We start from the raw sequence: 20,607 nt of genomic DNA on the forward strand, positions 1-20,607 counted from the left end.
TGGCGGGAGGAGGATGCGCGCGAGGGGTGAAAGGGCAGCGCGGGAATGGCAAATCATTCTTCCGTCATTCCCGCGAACCCGAGGCCGCCTTTGTCATAACAGCGGCTACGGACCTTGGAGTACTTTGCACAAAATCGAGAATGCCCATGAGCGCGCCATGGAGCGTCGCATGGATTTCTCCCCGCTTCTCGCCCGGATGCAGGACGATCCGGTCGATCAACGAGCGGATGGCCTCAGAGGCGTCGAGCCGGGTTTCCGGGTCTTCGAGCGCTTGGGTGAACCGATCCATCTGCCGCTTATAGATTTCGGCAATGCCGGGATGCACGTCGGGGATCGCTTGCGGCGCCTGTGCCATGCGGGCTGTGATATCGGCCTTCTGCCGTTCGAGCTCGTCCATGCGGGCTTTCATGACAGGTTGATACAGCCCGTCCTCGATGGCGGACATGATCCCGCCAATAGCGCGCTCGATCTTCTCCAGCGCGCGGACATCCGCTTCCATCTGCGTCCGCTGTTCGCGGTTCTCGCGGTTGATATATTCGGCATAGGCGGCGACGGCGGCTTTCACCTGGTCCGGTGAGACCAATCGTTCGGCAAGGCCCGACAGCGCGCGCTGTTCGAGCTTTCCGCGAAGGATGGTCCGGTTGTTGGCACAGATATGGCGACGATGATGGTTGAGGCAGCCATAGCGACCGTTGACGGCCACTCCGATTTTGCCGCCGCACACGCCACATTCGATAAGACCGGACAGCAGATGGACAGGGCGGCGGGCCAGATGCATGCGGCTGGCCTGTGTGGCATGGACGCCGTCGATCGTCGATTTATACCGGACAGCCAAGGCATCCTGCCTGTCCTTGACCGCCTGCCACAGATCGTCACTGACGATGCGCAGTTGCGGCATTTCAACCCGGATCCATTCGGACTCGGGATTGGTCCGGCTGATTCTGCGGCCGGTGCGCGGATCCTTGAGATAATGTTTGTGGTTCCAGACCCGCAAGCCAGCGTAGAGTTCGTTGTTGAGAATACCCACGCCCTGGCACCGCTTGCCGATCATCGTCGTGTCGCTCCACGCACGCCCGGCGGGGCCGGCGACACCTTCTGCGTTGAGATCACGGGCGATAGCGCGGGGACTCTTGCCAGCAGCGAACTCGCGAAAGATGCGGTTCACCACCGACGCTTCGAGCGGCTCGATTTTGCATTCGCCGCGCACCAGTTCTCCTTCGCTCGATAGCCGCCGAACATTGCGGTAGCCATAACCCACCGGCCCCGCCGAAAACCCCTTCTCGACGCGCCCGCGCTGCCCGCGATGGGTCTTCTTCGCCAGGTCCTTGAGGAACAGCGCGTTCATCGTGCCCTTGAGGCCGACGTGGAGTTCGCTGATCTCGCCTTCTGCCAGCGTCACCAGCGGCACGCGCGCAAACTGAAGATGCTTGTAGAGCGTCGCCACGTCTGCCTGGTCGCGCGACACACGGTCGAGCGCTTCGGCAATAACGATGTCGAACTTACCCGCCTGCGCGTCCTGGAGCAGCGACTGGATGCCCGGACGCAGGATCATGCTCGCACCCGATATCGCGGCATCCTGATAGCTTTGGACGACATGCCAGCCCTCACGCTCGGCGCGCTCACGGCAGATGCGAAGCTGATCCTCGATCGACGCGGCGCTCTGCTGGTCCGAGGAGTAACGGGCATAAAGGGCAATGCGGGTCATGAGAAAAACTCCTACGATCCGTTCCGCCGTCAGGCAGCCTTGGTCAGCATGAAATCGACATGGACGCCGTCATAGGGAAAGACGATGCCGCGCCCTTCCTTATGGATTACACCAGCGCCGATGAGTGCCTGCACGTCGCCATGCACCGCCTTCATGTCCCGGCCCACGCGCCGCGCGGCCTCACGGATCGACATGACGCCTTGCCCGGTCATCGCCTGGATCAAATCCCAGCGCTTGCGGGTCAGCGTCTGCCACAACAGATCGGGACTGGCGAAGCTATGATGCGCGCCCTGAGCCTCGCCCTCGAAAGCGGCAAGCGCACGGCGCGTCACATCGTCGCGGCTGGCGACGGAGAGCGTCACGATGTTCATTCTGGCCTCCATTGGTCTACGTCCTTCCAGAAGTCCGCCAGCAATGTGGCGGGGGTCGTGAAGGCATAGGCCGTTTCGCTTTCCCCGATATGTCGGTGATCGCCCTTGCCTGCCTCATTGTCGTAGCGCAGCACGCACATGCCATCGACAATATAGGCGAGAGCATATTTGAGATCGTGCATCGATCCCTTCACCGGCTGCGGCACCCGCCAGATACGAAGCTCCGCAAAGGACTTCGCATCAAGCTGGTGACGTTCGTTGAGCAACGGTTCCGCCTTCATGATGGATTATATGCCATCGAATAGCATCGATGTCAATGACTCCATCATCCTGTTCCTTTCGGCTCATTGTCATTGGCCGCCCTGCATGCGCGAATATGCTGGCGCGCAATATGGCGACCGATGGCCTCCGCGATGCGGATCAGCGCCGTGTCTATGTCCACGCTGGGCGGCTCAGTGCCCGTCCCGTTATCGTTGGCGGCGGTCAGGCGACCGGGTGGCGCGGCGCTGTCACCCTTCTCCATGGCCGGACTTCCCAAGCGATAGAGGATTGTCGTTTTCCGGCCGGTAAGCGGCGGGATCGGCGACCCAGCGATTGACGGCGGACTCGTGCCAGCCAGCACCATGGATGCTGATCGGCACTTGCCGGGGGAATGTCCCTTCCGCGATCTTGCGGTATATGGTGGACCGGGAAAGGCCGGTGCGGTCGAGAACGGTTTTGAGGCGAATGATACGATCGATGTTCGGCATAAGAGAGCTTTCAAGTCATGCGTTGCCAAAGCCCCCTAAAGCCAGAATTGGCGGAGTTTCCGCACAAGACAAGACGTCCATTGCGGCCTGTCGGGCCGCCCAGATATACGTCGTAGGGCTGTGGAGGGACGGTGGGGGACATCGGCGGACGTAGAGGGAATTGGCGGGAATTTGCCTGCCTCATCACCCATGCGCATTTTCTTAGGCGCTGTTGCCTGATTGCCACGATTTTTACGCTCGCCGGTCCCCGCAGATCGTCTGAGCTATGTTGTATTCGGCATATCCATCGTCCTTTCAGATGGCCTGCCCGTCGCGAATCAATCTGCCGCAAACAATCCCGCCCCGCAAGGGTATGGGCACTGAAGTGCCGGTTTCGCATTGGCACGCCGCCTTGCGCATTTCAGCGTCTGGTTTTCGCAGCCAGGGTGCAGGTGGTAGCGAGGGGGCGTCCCCGCGCGTTTCGCGCGGGCCGCGCTCTACTCCGCTTCGCTCCACCGAGCCGCCGCTGCGCGCCGTCTCGTCGCCTTCGGCGTCACGATCGCATGACGCAGGGGATCGCCCAGGCCAATCCCTATGCGGACATCGCGGCGGGCGCGATGGCGTTAACCTGCTCCGGCAAGCGGTGTGGGCGTCGCTACCCTCTAGGCCCGTCGCGGCGGGCCACAACCCGGCGGTGCCGGGTCTTCCTCTTCGTTCCAGCCTGCGGTGCAGCCTGCCTCTGCCGACGCGCCTTCCGGTCACTCTTGCCGCCCACCCCGCTCTTCGGGGCCGGTGTTTTGGCAAGGAGTATAGGACATGGAACTCAAGCATATCGACATCGCCCGCCTCTCGGTTTCGCCCGTCAACATGCGCGGCGGCAGGAAGGCTCCCGACCTGATCCACGACCTTGGCGCGGGCCGGATGGCCTCGGCGGGCAGATCCCTCCAACACCATGCCTCGGCGCATGACCAGGTCTTCGGTATCGATTATCGTGCTTTCATACTCAGGCAGGATTTGTGCGAGCCAGCCGGACGCAAAGCTGTTCATGGCGCTGCCAAAGAGAAGAGCCACGATGCCAGCGATGCCCCAGTGTAAGGGGCTTCCAAAAATGGCGGTGGAGATTTGCTGAACAGCAACGCCAACTATTGTGAAACAGCCCAGCAGTGACGTGAGCCAAACAAGGATAGGCAGGCCATGCTTTAATCCAAGCCAGCCAAGCGCGTCGGGCAATGCAATCTCGCTGGCGTCCACAGAGCTATCGAGATCCGCGCTAAAATCGAAATTACCTAATCCTAGCCCAACAGCCTCAATGAGACCGATCCCTACCATCACGACGAATGCTACGGAGAATATGGCATAATCAGGCGTCAGAAAGGTGTTGAACATACTGTGACCATAAAGTCCGCGCAAGTCGTCCGTTCCAAACCCGCCGACCTGTCCGCCGTGCTGGACTTTGACGTGCGCGCGGACACGGTGCTGGGCGCGGTCATGGATGTTGCGCAGAGGGCGGGCTACCGGGTCAAGGCTAATGAAGATATTTGGACCGTGCGGTGGACCGGAGCCTATCGGGCCAAGGCGACGACCTTCGACGCACTGGCGGACATTCTCTATGGCTCCGGTCTGTGTCCTACGATCCGGGAGAGCGTCATCACCGTGCGCTATTGCGACAAGAGCAGCCCACCAATGGCGGCAATGGTCGAGTATCAGGCAGAGCCGGACGGCAATGTGCGCTTGTCAGTCTCGCGCTAACCGCCGTCCTGCTCTGCCTCGAAGGCCCGCTTGCCCTTCCGCTTCCAGAGGGCAAGCGCGTTGGCGCGTTCCTCGCCGCGCAGTCGGGCGGCAACGGTGAGCAACGCGCCGTAGAGCGTGGCGCGATCATCCTCGGTCAGATCGACCAGTCCCGCCTTCATGACGAGGCCGCCCAGTTCGATCAGATGCCGCGTGCGTTCACGGCGTGCAATGGCCCAGTCCCGCATGTCGGTTCGCGCCTTCCGAGCCTCAAGCCGATGCCGCGCCGCCATCGAGCGGGAGAGTGCCACTTTGCTGGCCAGAAGGTCTGCCCGCAGGCTTGCCGCCTTTGCCGAGAAAGAAAGCTGCGCCCGCCTTGCGCCATCCCTCCTTTGTTGCGGCGTCTTTCACCGTGGCGGCATGGAGCAGCGCCCCGGCCAGTATATCGGCGTCGAGCGCATCGGCCCCGGTCGCCGTCACCAGTTCGCCAAGTTGACGCACGCGCCGTTCCCTGAGCGCCTTGGCCTTGTCAGCCAGGGCTTTGAGTTCCGAATCAAAATCGCGGGGTTTACGCATCGCAAAGTCTCCATTGAGTGACGATGGCGCTATGATAAGATGATCCAGCTCGCCGCGCAGTAGAGTCGCCGGGACAGCCTGACACCGCCTAGTCCCGTCCGAGAAATTTTCGAGAAGGGCGCGCTTATACGTCGTTCCGACGTGCGCTTGAGCGTAGTAGATGGACGATCGTTATGGCGATCTTCCATTTCTCCGTTCAGGTCATCAGTCGCGCGGCGGGCCGCTCCGCCGTCTCTGCTGCTGCCTATCGTGCGGGCGAACGCCTGCACGACGAGCGCCTTGATCGCGACCATGATTTCCGCGCCCGCTCCGGCGTGGAGCATAGCGAAATCTTGGCTCCCGAAGGCGCGCCCGAACAATGGCGCGACCGCGAACGCCTCTGGAACGATGTCGAGGCATTCGAGAAGCGCAAGGACGCCCAGCTTGCCCGCGAGGTCGAGTTCGCCATTCCGCGCGAAATGAACAAAGCGCAGGGCATCGAGTTGGCCAGCGATTTCGTGTCCGCCGAGTTTGTGGATCGTGGCATGATCGCCGACCTCAATGTGCATTGGGACATTGGCGCGGACGGCCAGCCCAAGCCACACGCCCATGTCATGCTCACGATGCGGGAGGTTGTGCAGCGCGACGACGGCACCGCTGGCTTCGGTGCGAAGGTGCGCGAGTGGAATACCCGAGAGAATGTGGAGCGCTGGCGCGAACGGTGGGCCGATCACCTCAATACCCGCCTTGCCGAACTCGACATCGACGCCCGCATCGACCACCGCAGCCTTGCCGATCAGGGCATCGACCTCGAACCGCAGAGCAAGATCGGCGGTCCTGCACACCGGATGGACGCCCAGGGGCTGGAAGCCGACCGCGCCGAAATGCACCGCGCGATTGCACGGGAGAATGGCGAACGCATAATCGCCGATCCGGGTATCGCGCTTAACGCCATCACCCACCAACAGGCGACGTTCACCAATCGCGATATAGCGATGTTCATCCATCGCCATAGTGACGGGCAGGAGCAGTTCAACGCGGCCATGCGCGCGGTTCGGGGATCGCCGGACCTGATCGCCCTTGGCAAAGACGGGCGCGGCGACGATCGGTTCACCTCGCGCGAGATGATCGAGACCGAGCAGCGGATGAGCCGCGCCGCAGACCGGCTTGCGATGGAACGGAGCGATGGTCTCTCGGCGGCGGCGACCTACGCCATTCGAACCGCCGAGAGTGCGGGTCTTGTCCTGGGAGCAGAGCAAGAATCCGCGTTGCGCCATATAACGGGCGGGCAAAGATTGTCACTGGTGCTGGGTTATGCCGGGACCGGCAAAAGCGCCATGCTGGGCGTGGCGCGCGACGTGTGGGAAAGCGCGGGCCTCAACGTGCGCGGCGCGGCGCTTGCGGGTATCGCCGCAGAGGGACTGGAGAATGGTTCCGGCATCGCGTCCCGGACCATTGCCAGCCTGGAGCATGGCTGGGCGCAGGGACGTGATCTTCTGACCGCCCGCGACGTGCTGGTGATTGACGAGGCGGGCATGGTGGGCACGCGCCAGATGGAGCGCGTGCTGTCGCATGCCGCCGACGTTGGCGCGAAGGTCGTTCTTGTCGGCGATCCACAGCAATTGCAATCGATCGAGGCAGGCGCGGCGTTTCGCGCGATCCATGAGCGCCATGGCGGCGTCGAGATCACGCAAGTTCGCCGCCAGCATGAAGGCTGGCAGCAGAATGCCACCCGGCATTTGGCGACCGGCAGGACCGGCGAGGCCGTTGCAGCCTATGCCGACAAGGGCATGGTGCATCAGGCCGAGACGCGCGAGGATGCGCGGCGCGATCTTGTCGAGCGATGGGATCGAGAACGGCAGGCCGATCCGCACGCGAGCCGCATCATCCTGACCCACACCAAGGCGGAGGTGCGAAACCTCAACGAGGCTGCGCGCACGGCGATGCGCAACGCGGGCGAATTAGGCGACGAGCGCCAGGTGAAGACCGAGCGAGGCGACCGGCTATTCGCATCCGGCGACCGCATCATGTTCCTGCGCAACGAACGCAGCCTGGAGGTAAAGAACGGCACGCTAGGCACCATCGAACATGTGAGTGAGGGCCATATGTCTGTCCGCACCGATGACGGGCGTTCCATATCGTTCGACACCAAAGACTATCGCGACATCGACCATGGCTATGCCGCCACTATCCACAAGGCGCAGGGCATGACCGTGGACAGGGGACATGTGCTGGCGACGCCGGGGATGGATCGCCACGGGGCTTATGTCGCCATGTCCCGCCATCGCGATGGCTTGGCGCTTCATTATGGCCGCGACGATTTCCGCGATCAGTCGCGGCTTGTCCGCACGCTTTCGCGCGAGCGCGGCAAGGACATGGCGAGCGACTATGAGAAAGTCGACCAGGCACGCGAGTTCGCCGAGCGGCGCGGCATCACGTTCGGCGAGCGTGTCGCCGAAATCGTCCGCGCAAGCGCGGAGAAGGCGCGCGGGATATTCGACAATTTCCGGCCCAAGATCCCGGCGCAGCAGGAGCGCGGCATCTTCGCCGGGTTTCGCCCCCATGTGGAGAGACCGGAGCAGGAACAGGGGCGTGAGAAGTTGCCCCGGCAACAGCCTTCCCATGATTTCCAGCCGATGCGCGCGGGCGGCGTGCGCGGGGCGGTGGAGCGCTACGCCAAGGCGCTCGATGCCATCCAGCAGACCCGCGCGCAGGGCCTGGACGCCATGCCCCATCAGCGCGAGGCGCTTACCCAAGCCCGCGACGCCTTGGACGCGATCCGGCCCGAAGGCTCATCGGACCTGAACAGCGCGTTCCGCAGCAGCCCGGAGCTTGTCCGCGAGGCCACCGAGGGGCGCAGCCAGGCCGCCATTCGCGCGATGCAGTTGGAGACGGAAATCCGCATCAATCCTTTCCAGCGCGCTGACAGGTTCGTAAAGGGCTGGCAGCAGTTGCAGCGCCAACGCGAGGACTTGCAGCGCGATGGGGATATCCGGGGGGCACGCAAGGTCAGCGAACAGATGGCGGGCATGGTGAAAAGCCTCGAACGCGACGTGCAGGTGGAATCGCTGTTGCGCGGCCGCAGCCATCAACTCGGCATCGATATGTCCCTGAGCCGCAGCCTGTCCCGCGACCTCGCGGATCATGTGTCCTTTGAACAGCCGCGTAATCTTGGATTGAGCCGATAGGAGGAAGGTAATGAACGACGAACATTCCCTGCTGCACGAACAGAATTCTGAAGCCGAAACCGCCGCACAGGCATTTGCGCGTTTGGATCGCAGGATTGCCGTGATGTCGCGCGTGGTCGAGCATATGGCGACCGAGCGGCAATCGATCGAGGTTCCCGACTACAGCTCGACGCTGGCCCAGATGAACAAGCAACTGGCAAGCCTGAGCCGGGGAATCGAAGGCCTTGGAGCCAGTCCCGCCTTGCAGATCACTCCGAGGGATTTTGCAGCGCGGATCGAGGTCGCTGCGGAGGAGGCACGGCGCACCGACCATGACCAGCTTGTCGATGCCCGTGCGCGGTTCGATCAGGGAGCGCGCAACATGCGTGCTCTCGTCGCGACGGCACGCACTGCCGGGGAGCAACGTCGCCATCTTCGATGGGCGGTCGGCGGCGGTGTACTGGTGGGGATTCTTCTATGGTCGCTGTTACCCGGCATGATCGCCCGGAGCGCGCCCGAACGCTGGCTCTGGCCAGAACGGATGGCGGCACGCGTGATCGGCCTCAACCGATGGCGCGCGGGCGAACGGCTATTGGCGACGGCGGACCCGGATCAATGGGATGCGCTGTTGGCTACCAGCCGCCTTCTTCGCGACAATCATGATGTGCTCGATCGATGTGCAAACCGTGCGCAAAGGTCCGGAAAGGACGCGCGCTGCATGGTGGTTATCAAGCCCGAATAAACGGAATGAGCCTTATCTTGGCGTCTCAACCCGGCAGTAGGCCAAGATGCTGGAATCGAACAAAAATTAAGGCGGTGCCCAAAATCATCCGTGATACAGATCACGCTCATTGAGAGTTAGATCGGGCTACGTCTGACATGTGGTCAGGGCGCGTGGGGATCAGGCTCTTGATGGAAATCCCTCTTTCGTCATCCGAAACCAGGCACGGCTTTTCGGCCGACGTAGGCGCACGCGCACTCAATGAAAGCTCATTAAAAATGAAGAAGAAATTCATTTAAGTCGGACCGAAATGTCGCAACTGACCAAAATAAATTTGTTGCAAGACGTATTGTAATCAATGGGTTATCGTGAAATCTTGCTTAAACGGTGGGGCGGATCGTTGGGGGAATTTAGAGGAATGGTTGTAGAAACCGTGGGGCCTGATGCGGGGCTAATCGCCTTGGCGACCCTTCTTTCAGTGCATAAAATCGTAGTTGATCCGGACCAACTCCGTCATGAGCTTGGGCACTCAAACGAAGTCTCCGCGACGGATATGCTGAGACTTGCCCTGCGGCAGGATGGGGTGCGTGCCCGCTTGTCGCAGGCAAGCTTTGAAAAGCTTTCGAGACTTCCGCTCCCGATCCTCGCGAATGGCTCTCAAGGCTGGTTCCTGATCGGGCGGGCCAACGAATCTGAGGCATTGGTGCAACGTCCAGGTCAGCCTGTACAAAAGCTTTCTCACGATGACTTGTCCGACATTTGGTCCGGCGAGATTATTCTGCTCACGACGCGAGAGAGCGTAGGTGGCGCAGCGGGTCGTTTCGATATCCGCTGGTTCATTCCGCAGATTGTTCGCTACCGGAAGCTAATTGGCGAGGTTCTGCTCATCACCCTCGCACTGAACCTGCTAGGCCTTGCTGCCCCGCTGTTCTTTCAAAACGTCATCGACAAGGTGCTCGTCCACAATACGTTGGCGACCCTCCAGGTGCTTTCCGTCGGCTTTGTTGCCGTGTCGGTCTGGGAAGTCGCATTTGGATGGCTCCGGACACGGCTCTACTCTGAGACCAGCCAGAAGCTGGATGTTGAGCTCGGTTCGAAGCTTTTCCGGCATATGCTTGGCCTGCCGCTTTCCTATTTCGAGGGGCGGCGTGTGGGGGACACGGTCACACGAATCCGACAGCTCGAATCCATTCGTGAATTCCTGACCAATGCCTCGCTGTCAGTCTTGGTCGATCCTGCATTCACGATCGTCTTCCTGATCGCGATGTGGGTTTATTCATCGACGCTGTTCTGGATCGTCGTTGCGACGATACCTGCTTATGTCGTCGTATCGCTACTTGTGACCGGACCTTTGCGTCGACGCCTCGACGAAAAGTTTGAGCGCGGTTCCGCCAACAATGCACTGCTGGTCGAAAGCGTGTCCGGCATGCAGACAGTCAAGGCGGCCGCTGTCGAACCGCAATGGCAAGAGCGCTGGGAGCGACAACTGGCGGGCTATAGCGCCGCCAATCAGCGCGTCATCAATCTGGGTAATACCGGCAGCCAGGCGGTGCAGTTGATTTCTAAACTCAGCCTCGCGGCAATCCTGTTCTTCGGTGCTCGAGAGGTTATTGCTGGCGCCATGACGGTCGGCGGACTCGTTGCCTTCAATATGTTCGCCCAGCGGGTGTCCGGGCCAGTAATTCGGATGGCCCAGCTCTGGCAGGATTTCCAGCAGGTGCGCCTTTCCATCGACCGCTTGGGCGATGTCCTCAATCAGCCGATCGAACCGGGGGCCGGCTCGCGGATTGCGCTCCCCGAAATCAAGGGCATGATCCGATTTGAAGGCGTCAGATTCCGCTATGGGCTCGAGGGTTCGTGGACCCTTGACGATATCAGCTTTCATCTCCCCGCAGGCGGCACGCTTGGTATTGCCGGGTCGTCAGGATCGGGCAAATCGACGCTTACCAAACTGCTCCAGCGGCTCTATACCCCCGCGGCCGGTAGGATCATGATAGACGGCGTCGATATCGCCCAGATCGACCCGGCATGGCTGCGTCGACAGATCGGTGTGGTCCTACAGGAAAACCTGCTGTTCAACCGCTCGATCCGTGAAAATATTGCCCTCGCCCATCCTGCGATGCCGCTCGAACAGGTCATGGCTGCGGCCCAACTGGCGGGAGCACATGAGTTTATCGTTGGCTTGCCGCAGGGCTACGACACGCTGATCGAGGAACGGGGCGTCAACCTGTCAGGTGGGCAGCGACAGCGCATCGCCATTGCACGGGCGCTCGTGACCCAGCCCCGTATCCTTATCCTCGATGAAGCGACTTCCGCGCTTGATGCGGAAAGCGAAGAGATCATCCAGCGCAATCTGCGTGCCATGGCTAGGGGGCGTACAGTGCTTATCATCGCCCATCGCCTGTCGGCGATCCGCCAGTGTGATCGGATCATGACGCTGGAAAAAGGCCAGATCGTAGAAGTGGGGACCCACGATGAACTGCTTCGGCGGGGCGGTCGCTATGCGGGCTTGCACAGGCGACAGATGGGTGTTGGGGGAGACCTAGCATGAACGCCGTTATCCGCCATTGGGATGTCGTGCGAGCAGCGATCGCGGATGAGAAGCAACGGGCGAAGCAACTCACGCGGACCGACGAAATCAGCTTTCTGCCAGCTGCTCTGGAAATCATTGAGCGCCCGGTATCGCCGACGGCGCGCGCGACGACCTGGATTTTCTTGGTCGGCCTGTTATTGACTCTGCTCTGGCTTACCTTCGGTAAAGTCGATGTCGTTGCATCCGCGCAAGGCCGCTTGATACCGGCGGACAATGTGAAGATCATCCAGTCTGCGGAAGCCGGGATCGTGCGTACCATTCTAGTGCGCGACGGGCAGAGGGTGCGCAAGGGCGAGCCGTTGGTCGAACTGGATCCAACCGTCTCAACTGCGGAAGCGGTGCAGGCTGCCAAAGCGCTTGAGACTGCGGAACTCGACGCTGCGCGCGCGCGCGCAGTGTTGTCGGCATTGGAAAGTAACGGGCTGCAGTTCTCTCCGCCGCCTGGGACTTCGGCTGCAATAACGTCAACGCAGCGGGCTTTAGCATTGGCGCAACTTCAAGAGATAGAAGCTGGTATATCGGGACTCGGCGCTGATCAACGCGCTGCGGTTTCCGCACGTGACGAAGCATTGACCCAAGCAGCAAAACTCACCGAGACATTGCCGCTGCTTGACCAACAGATCGCGGCCAATGAGGAATTGCTGGCCAAGGGCTATGTCTCGAAACTCAAGGTCATAGAGATGCGCCGCCAGCGGTTAATCGCAGCACGGGACCGTGACGCCGCCCTCCAGGCCGCCGCGCGAGTTACGGCGCAGCTGAGTTCTGTGGGCAGTGGCGTGGCCCGTAATCGCGCCGAGGGCCGGGTGCGTGTGCTGTCCGACCTTGCCAAGGCAGAGAGTGACGCAAGACTGCGGCGCGAAGAACTGACTAAGGCGCGACAGAAATCGAGTTTGCAGCGCTTGCTCAGTCCCGTGAACGGGACAGTGAGCCAGTTGAGCATTCATACGATTGGTGGTGTCGTTGAAGGCGCCAAACCTATCATGGTTGTCGTCCCCACCAGTGGGCCACTGGTCGCTGAGGTCAGAGTGCTAAACAAGGACATCGGCTTTGTCAGAGCGCGGCAGGAGGTTGCGGTGAAGTTCGAAGCGTTCCCATTTACCCGACATGGCACTGTTCCCGGTCGCGTTCAAAGTATCAGTTCTGACGCGATTGAGGATGAGAAGTTGGGGTTGGTTTACACCGTTCGCGTCGGGCTCGACCGCGCGACAATCAATCGAGGTGATGTCACCGTCGCGTTGACTCCAGGAATGGCCGCTACTGCTGACATTAAGACGGGGGAACGAAATATTATCAGTTATCTAGTTAGCCCGATCAACCAAGTAAGTCATGATGCAGGAAGAGAGCGTTAAAATCGGGATTATTAAATTTTTACTGATAGAGAACGCACATGTTTAAAAACATATTTCATTTCCTGTATGCCGAGATAATCTCATTGTTTTTCATAGCCATTGTTTCTTTAACTATGATGAGTTCCCCATTTGGCCAGAAATTGAATAAAGACTGCTCAGATCTATCGGGATTCAATGTACCTTATGTGTCTATAAAATTCGATCAATTATGCAAATTTGCAAACATCCCATTTATAATTAACTTATACTTTTGCTTAAGTATAATTGTAATAATTTTATTCCAAATAATCATGATTATAAATCGTGGAAAAATAAAAATAGTAAATTATAAGTTGTTTATAATATTTTTAATTTTTCTTATATTTATTTTAACAAAATGGATAATTGGATCTGAAAGTATTTTGTGGGCGTATAATGCATCTATACATAAAGGTCATGCAATATTTCCTATCATGATCACGATATCAATACCATCAATTCAGTTCATATTAAATATGATGCTTCTGAGCGGTTCTAATGATCGGGAGAGATTTAATGCCGAATAATAATTCAGGCGGAGCGACATATGCCGCTGTCGGAACTGCGTTGGGTGCGGTGGGCGATGTTTTGCGTATCTATCCCGATTCACGCGCGCAAGCGGCAGGCCGCATGTTGGCATCAATTGCTCCGATAATTGGGGGCCAAGGCAGCATATGGGATGCGCAGCTGACGGACGCGTCCGCAGGTGAAATATTTGGTGGGGTGATAGCAAGCGTATTCGTTACGTATGCCGTCCCATTTGAAATTCTCGCTTCAATTCCAACCGCTGCGGGGCTTCTGCTTTCGGCTAGTCCAGTGGCTGCCTTAGTCTTAGCGGCGGGATTTGGGCTTTTGACAGGCTACGTTGCTTGGGAACTTGGGTCGGCTCTTGGTGGCTGGCTTGAGGAAAATTTGTCTGACCTGCTCAATGACATTCTCTCTGATCCTTTAGTTTTTGACCTCGACGGAGATGGTATCGAACTAAACCCTCTGTCCTCAAGTATCACTGAATTTGACATAGACGGCGATGGTGCACTGGAAAGGATGGGCTGGGTCAGCCCGCATGATGGCTTGCTTGTCCATGACGCCAACCAAAACGGCCAAGTTGATGAGGTCGGAGAGCTCTTTGGAAGCGCCCATATCGATGGCTTTGACGACCTCGCTGCGATTGACACTAATGCAGACAACAAGATTGATCAGCTAGATTCGGCTTTTGCCGACTTGCGCATGTGGCGCGATTTGAATTCTGACGGTGTTTCGACATCTGATGAAATGCTGACGATGGCCCAAGCCGAAATCGAAAGTATCAGCCTTACTTATGTCGCCTCTGGAGCCGATATTGAAGGAAACCAAATCGCTCGGGTGGGATACTATACGCGCACTAGTGGAGGCCAGCGCGATGTGGGCAGCGTGTGGTTTGAAACCGATGAAACGGGGAACCGGCCGGTGGTTCCAGAGGGCGCGGATATCAGCGATCTTGCTGGACTTCCCAATATGGGAGGATCGTCGGCCATTCCTTCGCTCCGCACAGCCATGTATTTCGATGCCACGTTGCATGACATGGTCAATGCACTCGTTAACGAGCCCCACAGTTTCAGCACATTCAAAGAATTTCTCGAGGGCGGATTTCTCGATATTTTGTATCGCTGGGTAGGTGTGAATCCGGAAGCACCTGGGCAAACCACCCTTTCCCTTCATATTGAAGTTATTGAGAGTTTTACCGGTCGGCCACTTCAAGACCTGAATGCCCACCAATTGGAACGAATTAGGGGGGTGTGGGACAATCTCGTCGGACAACTTGGTGTAGCGTTTCTAATGCAAGCTGCGGCAAGCGCTACGGTCAAACCATTTCTAGTTCTTGGTCAGGAAATGGAAGGATTGGATGAGAATAGCCCGGACTATAACTTGGTGGTGCAAACCTTGGTGGCCGCAGCTGTGTCCGACGCCGCAACTGCTTCACCAGCGTATGATTATCTCGCAAAGTTTGTGGGATTGCAGATCGATCAATCGACGGGAGCAATCACAGGCGATTTCGATGCGTTTGCTGCTGAGTTTATTAAAGATCAGCCGTCATGGGCAATTACTGCCATTGGTCAATCCTCCGGCGCTCCGCCCCGTCCTCTCGACACTTCAGGGATGACGACGGGCTCGATCATCATAGATAACGATGATGATGGCGAAGAAGATGAGCCGGAAGAAAGCTTCCACCCTTGGACAAAGTGGTTCAACAACGAAGGGAAAACGCTCTTCTATGTAGCAAAGGCCATGGGTCTCAGCGAAGACTATGTCCTAAACGTCACCGGCTGGCGCTGGCTCGCCGGCTTTGCTGCAGACGTTAAGGGAACATCTGACAATGATACGCTTAGCGAAGTCATTTCAACATATCCAGTCAACATCATTAGTGCGACGACGGACGGTGGTCAGACTACACATTCCGAACCACGTCAAACCCACGACCAGCGACTGTATGGTTTTGGAGGGAGTGATGAACTGTGGGGAAACGATGGTACGGATCGACTGGTTGGAGGAACTGGCAACGACCTACTTTCAGGCGGCAGCGGGAGCGACATGTACATTTATGCTGCTGGCGACGGGCTAGATCGGATCACGGAAGAAAGTGGCGACGACACCATCTTCTTTTCGAGTGAGTTGGACTCCGATTTCCTTCAGGTAATCCGCATCTCTTCAAGCAACGATCTGCAACTCCATTTTGGCGATTCTTCGCAAGGCATTATCCTGACAAATCAGGTGACTATGGACGGTGCAGCCATAGAGAACTTTAGTTTTGTCGGGAGGACACCGCTCAGCGCGGGCGATATAGCAACGAAATATCTGGCGACATTAAGCACATCGGGCAACGACGCCATTGTAGGAACTCGCGCTAGTGAAAACATCTATGGTTTAGATGGCAACGACACCCTTTCCGGTTGGGATGGTCAAGATATTCTCTATGGGGGCGCCGGAAATGATAGTCTGAACGGCGAAAATGATGATGATGTACTTCGCGGCGAAGCTGGTGCGGATGTACTCGATGGTGGCAACGGCAATGATATTATTATGGGGGGCGAAGGGAATGACACTATTCAGGAGAGTTGGGACAACGATACTTACATCTGGAACCTGGGGGATGGTGATGACACCATTGTCGGAGCAGGCTGGTGGGATGGCTTCAATACCATTCAGTTTGGCGCAGGCATCACGCCTGACGACCTGATTTATAGCTACGCTGATCCGGCCAACGGCAACAGTCTCAAGATCAGCATTGCCGGTCAACCTGGTTCCATAACCATTGACGGACAGATGACCGGTGCGGGCGAACGCATCGATCAGATAAGCTTTGCTGACAATACGGCTTTGAGCCGGATTGAATTTCAAAACGTGGCACTTTCACAGATTTCGACGGTGGCTGCGGACTCCATTTGGGGAAGCGGAACAGATGATGTTCTCACCGGCAATGATGGTGACGATTTCCTCGAAGGACGCGCTGGAAATGACGTTCTCAGTGGTGGAACCGGAAACGACTTAGTACGGGGAGGAGATGGCAACGATACGTTGGAGGGAGGCGCAGGAACGGATCGCCTTGAAGGCGGCAGTGGTGATGACCTTTATTTATTCGAACTCGGTTTTGGATCGGACATCATCAGCGACAATAGTGGCCAGAACAGTCTCAATCTAGGGATTGGGATATCAATCGCAGATATACGTTTTTCTAAATCAACGACCGACATAGGCGATATGGTTCTGAGCTTTATCAGTGGCACAGGCTCGGTAACTCTGGATAACCAATTAACGGGTGGAAACAACTGGAGCATAGGTGCCGTAAAATTTTCTGACGGCACCATCTGGAGCCGCGAGCAGTTGCTTTCTGCGTTTGACGCGGCGATGGCTGGTGGCGTTGCGGCGAATACCGCACCTGTGATTGATCAAGCGACAAGCGACGTCTCGGCTACACTTCTTGAAGCATCCAACGTAACAGGCTCGGGTGCGTCATTGACAGGATCTGGCGCCTTGCAATTTTCTGATGCTCAGCCTTTCGATATACACAGCGCTAGTATAGTATCGGTAGAAGTGAGCGGTTCCGTCGCTGGCCTGCCTTCCAACGCAACCATACTTGATTGGCTTGACCTAGGAACATTGTCTGACACCAATGGAACCATTAGCGGATCGAGTCCTTGGTCCTTCTCAGCTGTTGATAGCGTTTTTGATTATCTGGCAGAAGGGGAGTCCGTCGCCCTAACTTATGTGGTAGCGGTAAAGGATGCCTATGGCGCTTCGGTGCAGCAGAACGTCGTCGTCAACATACAAGGCGCTAACGACGAACCGACAGGTCTGGCCGTGCCATGGCAATTGCCATTACCGCAGTCTTTCGTCACGAAGGGATCGGCTAGCTACATTGGCGGACAGAGTTATCAACTCACGCCTGCTCAAGGGGACAAGAATGGTGCGGTATGGAGCGCCATCAACTTGGCGACGGATATCGAATGGAACACTCGTCTTTATTTCGGAGCCAATGATGGCGGAGCTGATGGCCTTTCCTTCTCGATAGCGTCGAACCCCACGGCCGGGAGCAACTACAGCTACGGCGCCCTTACTCCCACCTCGCTGGGGATTAGATTTGATACCTATTCCAATAGTGGAGAACCGAGCAGCGACTTCAGTCAGTTCATCTTAAACGGGAGTGCGTCCACGCAATTTGACGGCTATCATACGCATGCAAACGTCGAAAATAACGGATGGCACGATGTGCGTATCCATTGGGATGCCTCATCCAACACGTTGTCTTACAGTCTTGACGGTTCATTCGTTGCGGCAAAGACCTACGATGTGGTGGCAACAATACTCGGCGGCGATGCGAATGCCTTCTTCGGCTTTGGAGCTGCTACCGGCGGGGCCTATAATGAGCAGCGGGTTGAAATCCTTTCAATCAATGCGCAAACTGACACTTTAAAAATATCGGAAAATGCTGAATCTGGGACTCTTGTAGGCATCCTTGTTAGCGAAGATGCCGATATCGGGGATATGCTGACATTCACGCTTGTCGATAGCGTGGGCATTCCAATATCTGATTCTTGGTTCGAGATCGTTAATGGGAATGAATTGCGTGTGAAGGCCGGTGCTGTCATCGACTATGAAGCAGTCACGTCTCATGACCTCCATGTCGCGATATCTGATAGCAAGGGGGCTAGTAAGTTAATACCCGTCAAAGTGATGATTACTAATATCGTCGATAGCAATGAAGCGCCAACGGATTTGCTGTTACGCGCGCCAAGGTCTGCGATCGGAATTGCAACGTTAGGTTCAGCGACTAGCTTAGAGACAGGTATCTATCAACTGACACCTGCCCAGACCGATAAAAATGGCGCTATTTGGGGAGCGGTAGATCTAGCATTCGACACGGTTTGGACAACGCGCATGTTCTTTGGAGCTTCGGATGGTGGCGCAGATGGTGTCGCATTCGCCTTTCAGAACGATGGCGCGAACGTCCTAGCTGATACAGGCGTAGTTTCGGGCGAGTCGCTGGCTATAAAGTTCGATACCTACTCTAATGGCGGTGAACCTAATTCTGATTTCACCCAAGTTGTACTCAATGGCGCGGTCGGGGATCAGAATTTCAGTCCTTTTCAAGCGATTGCAAACCTTGAAGACAATGCATGGCATGATGTGATAATTTCTTGGAATTCTGCATCACATACACTGAGCTATGCCATCGATGGCACCGCAATCGGTAGCAAAACTTACGACGTGGTGGCCAATCTATTCGATGGCTCTAGTCAGGCCTATTATGGATTTGGCGGGCGGACGGGCGGTGCCGTTAACGATCAGCGGGTTGAAATCAAATCTGTAACAGGCATGGTCACTCAGCCTCAACTGGTAGAAAATGCGCCGCCTGGAACTTTGGTAGCTAATCTATATGGTATTGACGCAAACGCGGGAGATACGTTCACATATTCGATCGTCAACTCAAGTGGCGTAGCCATATCAGATTCTCCGTTAGAGATTGTGAACGGCAATGAACTGCGTGTAAAAAGCGGATCCGTGCTCGATTTCGAGGCAGATGCCTGGCTCAGTCTTAATATTAAGATTACTGATTCAGCAGGTTCCAGTATTATCAAGACAATAAGTGTCGCGATTACTGACCAGCTTGGTCTCAACCTTGTTGGAACCACCGGCAATGATGTTCTTGTCGGTTCAAATGAAGCGGACGCTCTATCTGGCCTAGGAGGTGACGACCGGCTCCAAGGCGGGCTGGGCAATGATGCTATCGATGGTGGCACTGGCACGGTAGATGTAGCCGTTTTTGCAGGAACCCAAGCGAGCTACTCCCTCAGTACCAGTGGCGGCGTCATCAGCATTACCGATGTTGAAACGACGGTAGATGGAAATGACGGCACTGACAGCCTGACAAGTGTAGAAAAGGCCGAGTTCAAAGGCGGCGTTCAAATCGGAATTGCTGCGCCCATCATTCTAGATCTCAATGGAGATGGGGTTAAACTCACACCCCAAAACAACTCTAAGACCAGATTCGACTGGGACGACGATGGGATATCCAACCGGACGGGTTGGGTTAGCAAGAATGATGGTATGCTAGTTTATGATCGCAATGGTGACGGCAAGGTCACCAATGCCAAGGAGTTAAGCTTTATAGACGATAGACCGGGTGCAAAATCGGATTTGGATGGCTTGTCGGCGTTCGACACCTCTCATGATGGAATGTTCTCGATTGCTGACGCAAACTGGGCTGATTTTCGGGTCTGGCGCGACCGGGATGCCGACGGCAAAGTCGATCGGGGCGAGTTGATGTCGATGGAAAAGGCTGGCGTATCCTCAATTGCCCTTACAGGCACAGCTACAGAACGGACGTGGGGCTGGGACGAAAATCTCGTTGTGAACGTTGGCGAGTTTACCAGAACCGACGGCTCACAAGGGTCTATGGCAGACGTCGCATTGAGTTATGCGGCTGACAAGCCTTCTGCATCCCGCGCGCAGATGTTTGCACGCCAACTTGTGGAGGCCGTGACGCGGTTTAGACCTGCGGCTGCCTTCCAGTCTCCAATTAACGATTACAGCGATGAAGGTATTGCAAATGATCACTGGATCACCCTTAGCCGCTCCAATATGCTCTGAGCAGTATGGTTTCTTTCCAGACCTTTCGGCAGCCTTAAGGGATTCGTCGATTGCTTCCTCTGTGCCCCTCTCAATCGGCCTCATCCAGGATTGGCGTAAGGCAGGGCAGGATACGGCGAAGATCGTGAGCGAGCCATTCATCTCTTATAATGCGGTTGCCGAGCGCGATGTTCCAGCCAACGATCTAACATCGCTTCCGCGTCCCATTGCTCCGCCCTCTGTAATGGCGTCCAGCATGACTCAAGCGCTGACTTACTCTATCTCGGCGCACGACGCGGAGAAGCAATCTGATCGGTATCGTTATGTGATCATATCACACTGCCCCAGCCGATCCGCGAACACTGATGGTGGATTTGATGGTATCATTGCTAGAGACATCAAAAATATCATATACTTATCAATACATTAGACCTACTCTGCCAATCCCGTAGGGGTCAGATTGCTATCTCCAGCGAGTTACAACATTGGAGTTCCCGCGAAGGCGGGAACCCATCTCCTGACCAGGCATCCAGCGCTTTCTGATGGGAGATGGCTCCCCGCCTTCGCG

Annotated in this window: 14 protein-coding genes and 1 pseudogene; 7 read left to right on the plus strand and 8 right to left on the minus strand. The window is 56.9% G+C overall.

Features of this window, described 5'->3' with window-relative positions:
* Nucleotides 1–64: 64 nt before the first annotated feature.
* The 5 genes from WFP78_RS22630 to WFP78_RS22650 are packed head-to-tail and all read right to left on the minus strand — an operon-like array spanning nucleotide 65 to nucleotide 2,825.
* Nucleotides 65–1,705 carry a recombinase family protein gene (locus WFP78_RS22630; protein WP_336966735.1) on the minus strand — a complete coding sequence of 547 codons (1,641 nt, stop codon included), beginning with the start codon at nucleotides 1,703–1,705 and terminating at the stop codon, nucleotides 65–67.
* A 29-nt stretch (nucleotides 1,706–1,734) separates the two neighbouring features.
* Nucleotides 1,735–2,076: an HVO_A0114 family putative DNA-binding protein gene (locus WFP78_RS22635; protein WP_336966736.1), complete on the minus strand. Its 342-nt coding sequence runs from the start codon at nucleotides 2,074–2,076 to the stop codon at nucleotides 1,735–1,737.
* Nucleotides 2,073–2,357, minus strand: coding sequence for a toxin-antitoxin system TumE family protein (locus WFP78_RS22640; RefSeq protein WP_336966737.1), 285 nt, complete (start codon nucleotides 2,355–2,357; stop codon nucleotides 2,073–2,075). Before WFP78_RS22640 ends, WFP78_RS22635 begins: the two co-directional genes overlap by 4 nt.
* Before the next feature lie 44 nt (nucleotides 2,358–2,401).
* The gene (locus WFP78_RS22645) at nucleotides 2,402–2,599 is read right to left on the minus strand and encodes a hypothetical protein (protein ID WP_336966738.1); all 198 of its coding nucleotides are present in this window, start codon (nucleotides 2,597–2,599) and stop codon (nucleotides 2,402–2,404) included.
* Nucleotides 2,586–2,825 (minus strand): helix-turn-helix transcriptional regulator, encoded by a 240-nt coding sequence (locus WFP78_RS22650; RefSeq protein ID WP_336966739.1) that lies wholly within the window; start codon nucleotides 2,823–2,825, stop codon nucleotides 2,586–2,588. Before WFP78_RS22650 ends, WFP78_RS22645 begins: the two co-directional genes overlap by 14 nt.
* A gap of 795 nt (nucleotides 2,826–3,620) precedes the next feature.
* Between WFP78_RS22650 and WFP78_RS22655 the strand changes: the two genes are divergently transcribed.
* Nucleotides 3,621–3,899, plus strand: a complete 279-nt coding sequence (locus WFP78_RS22655) for a hypothetical protein (RefSeq protein WP_336966751.1) — start codon at nucleotides 3,621–3,623, stop codon at nucleotides 3,897–3,899.
* An 18-nt stretch (nucleotides 3,900–3,917) separates the two neighbouring features.
* Here the strand turns inward: WFP78_RS22655 and WFP78_RS22660 are convergent.
* A pseudogene (locus tag WFP78_RS22660) lies at nucleotides 3,918–4,190 on the minus strand (OB-fold-containig protein); the annotation flags it as partial.
* Nucleotides 4,191–4,193: 3 nt separating this feature from the next.
* Between WFP78_RS22660 and WFP78_RS22665 the strand changes: the two are divergent.
* Nucleotides 4,194–4,553 (plus strand): hypothetical protein, encoded by a 360-nt coding sequence (locus WFP78_RS22665; protein ID WP_336966740.1) that lies wholly within the window; start codon nucleotides 4,194–4,196, stop codon nucleotides 4,551–4,553.
* On the opposite strand, the gene WFP78_RS22670 is transcribed toward WFP78_RS22665, so the two are convergent.
* Entirely contained in the window at nucleotides 4,550–4,780 is a 231-nt protein-coding gene (locus WFP78_RS22670; protein WP_336966742.1) for a conjugal transfer protein TraD, read from the minus strand. The genes WFP78_RS22665 and WFP78_RS22670 overlap by 4 nt on opposite strands.
* 22 nt (nucleotides 4,781–4,802) lie before the next feature.
* The gene (locus WFP78_RS22675; protein ID WP_336966743.1) at nucleotides 4,803–5,108 is read right to left on the minus strand and encodes a conjugal transfer protein TraD; all 306 of its coding nucleotides are present in this window, start codon (nucleotides 5,106–5,108) and stop codon (nucleotides 4,803–4,805) included.
* Between the two features lie 173 nt (nucleotides 5,109–5,281).
* Here WFP78_RS22675 and traA point away from each other — a divergent pair, with 173 nt between their 5' ends.
* The 5 genes from traA (at nucleotide 5,282) to WFP78_RS22700 (ending at nucleotide 20,060) form a co-directional block, all read left to right on the plus strand.
* On the plus strand, nucleotides 5,282–8,275 hold the full coding sequence (traA, locus tag WFP78_RS22680) for a Ti-type conjugative transfer relaxase TraA (RefSeq protein ID WP_336966744.1): 2,994 nt from the start codon (nucleotides 5,282–5,284) through the stop codon (nucleotides 8,273–8,275).
* 10 nt (nucleotides 8,276–8,285) lie between these two features.
* Nucleotides 8,286–8,996, plus strand: a complete 711-nt coding sequence (locus tag WFP78_RS22685; protein ID WP_336966745.1) for a DUF6118 family protein — start codon at nucleotides 8,286–8,288, stop codon at nucleotides 8,994–8,996.
* A 397-nt stretch (nucleotides 8,997–9,393) separates the two neighbouring features.
* The gene (locus tag WFP78_RS22690; protein WP_336966746.1) at nucleotides 9,394–11,526 is read left to right on the plus strand and encodes a type I secretion system permease/ATPase; all 2,133 of its coding nucleotides are present in this window, start codon (nucleotides 9,394–9,396) and stop codon (nucleotides 11,524–11,526) included.
* Nucleotides 11,523–12,917, plus strand: coding sequence for an HlyD family type I secretion periplasmic adaptor subunit (locus WFP78_RS22695; RefSeq protein WP_336966748.1), 1,395 nt, complete (start codon nucleotides 11,523–11,525; stop codon nucleotides 12,915–12,917). Before WFP78_RS22690 ends, WFP78_RS22695 begins: the two co-directional genes overlap by 4 nt.
* A gap of 534 nt (nucleotides 12,918–13,451) precedes the next feature.
* Nucleotides 13,452–20,060, plus strand: coding sequence for a lectin-like domain-containing protein (locus tag WFP78_RS22700; RefSeq protein WP_336966750.1), 6,609 nt, complete (start codon nucleotides 13,452–13,454; stop codon nucleotides 20,058–20,060).
* Nucleotides 20,061–20,607: the final 547 nt, after the last annotated feature.

Source organism: Sphingobium aquiterrae (assembly GCF_037154135.1).
GTDB classification, from domain to species: domain Bacteria; phylum Pseudomonadota; class Alphaproteobacteria; order Sphingomonadales; family Sphingomonadaceae; genus Sphingobium; species Sphingobium aquiterrae.

Coding starts and splice junctions, on each gene's coding strand:
- WFP78_RS22630 (WP_336966735.1), bottom strand. CDS start 1,705: ATGACCCGCATTGCCCTTTATGCCCGTTACTCCTCGGACCAGCAGAGC.
- WFP78_RS22635 (WP_336966736.1), bottom strand. CDS start 2,076: ATGAACATCGTGACGCTCTCCGTCGCCAGCCGCGACGATGTGACGCGC.
- WFP78_RS22640 (WP_336966737.1), bottom strand. CDS start 2,357: ATGAAGGCGGAACCGTTGCTCAACGAACGTCACCAGCTTGATGCGAAG.
- WFP78_RS22645 (WP_336966738.1), bottom strand. CDS start 2,599: ATGGAGAAGGGTGACAGCGCCGCGCCACCCGGTCGCCTGACCGCCGCC.
- WFP78_RS22650 (WP_336966739.1), bottom strand. CDS start 2,825: ATGCCGAACATCGATCGTATCATTCGCCTCAAAACCGTTCTCGACCGC.
- WFP78_RS22655 (WP_336966751.1), top strand. CDS start 3,621: ATGGAACTCAAGCATATCGACATCGCCCGCCTCTCGGTTTCGCCCGTC.
- WFP78_RS22670 (WP_336966742.1), bottom strand. CDS start 4,780: ATGCGGGACTGGGCCATTGCACGCCGTGAACGCACGCGGCATCTGATC.
- WFP78_RS22675 (WP_336966743.1), bottom strand. CDS start 5,108: ATGCGTAAACCCCGCGATTTTGATTCGGAACTCAAAGCCCTGGCTGAC.
- traA (WP_336966744.1), top strand. CDS start 5,282: ATGGCGATCTTCCATTTCTCCGTTCAGGTCATCAGTCGCGCGGCGGGC.
- WFP78_RS22685 (WP_336966745.1), top strand. CDS start 8,286: ATGAACGACGAACATTCCCTGCTGCACGAACAGAATTCTGAAGCCGAA.
- WFP78_RS22690 (WP_336966746.1), top strand. CDS start 9,394: ATGGTTGTAGAAACCGTGGGGCCTGATGCGGGGCTAATCGCCTTGGCG.
- WFP78_RS22695 (WP_336966748.1), top strand. CDS start 11,523: ATGAACGCCGTTATCCGCCATTGGGATGTCGTGCGAGCAGCGATCGCG.
- WFP78_RS22700 (WP_336966750.1), top strand. CDS start 13,452: ATGCCGAATAATAATTCAGGCGGAGCGACATATGCCGCTGTCGGAACT.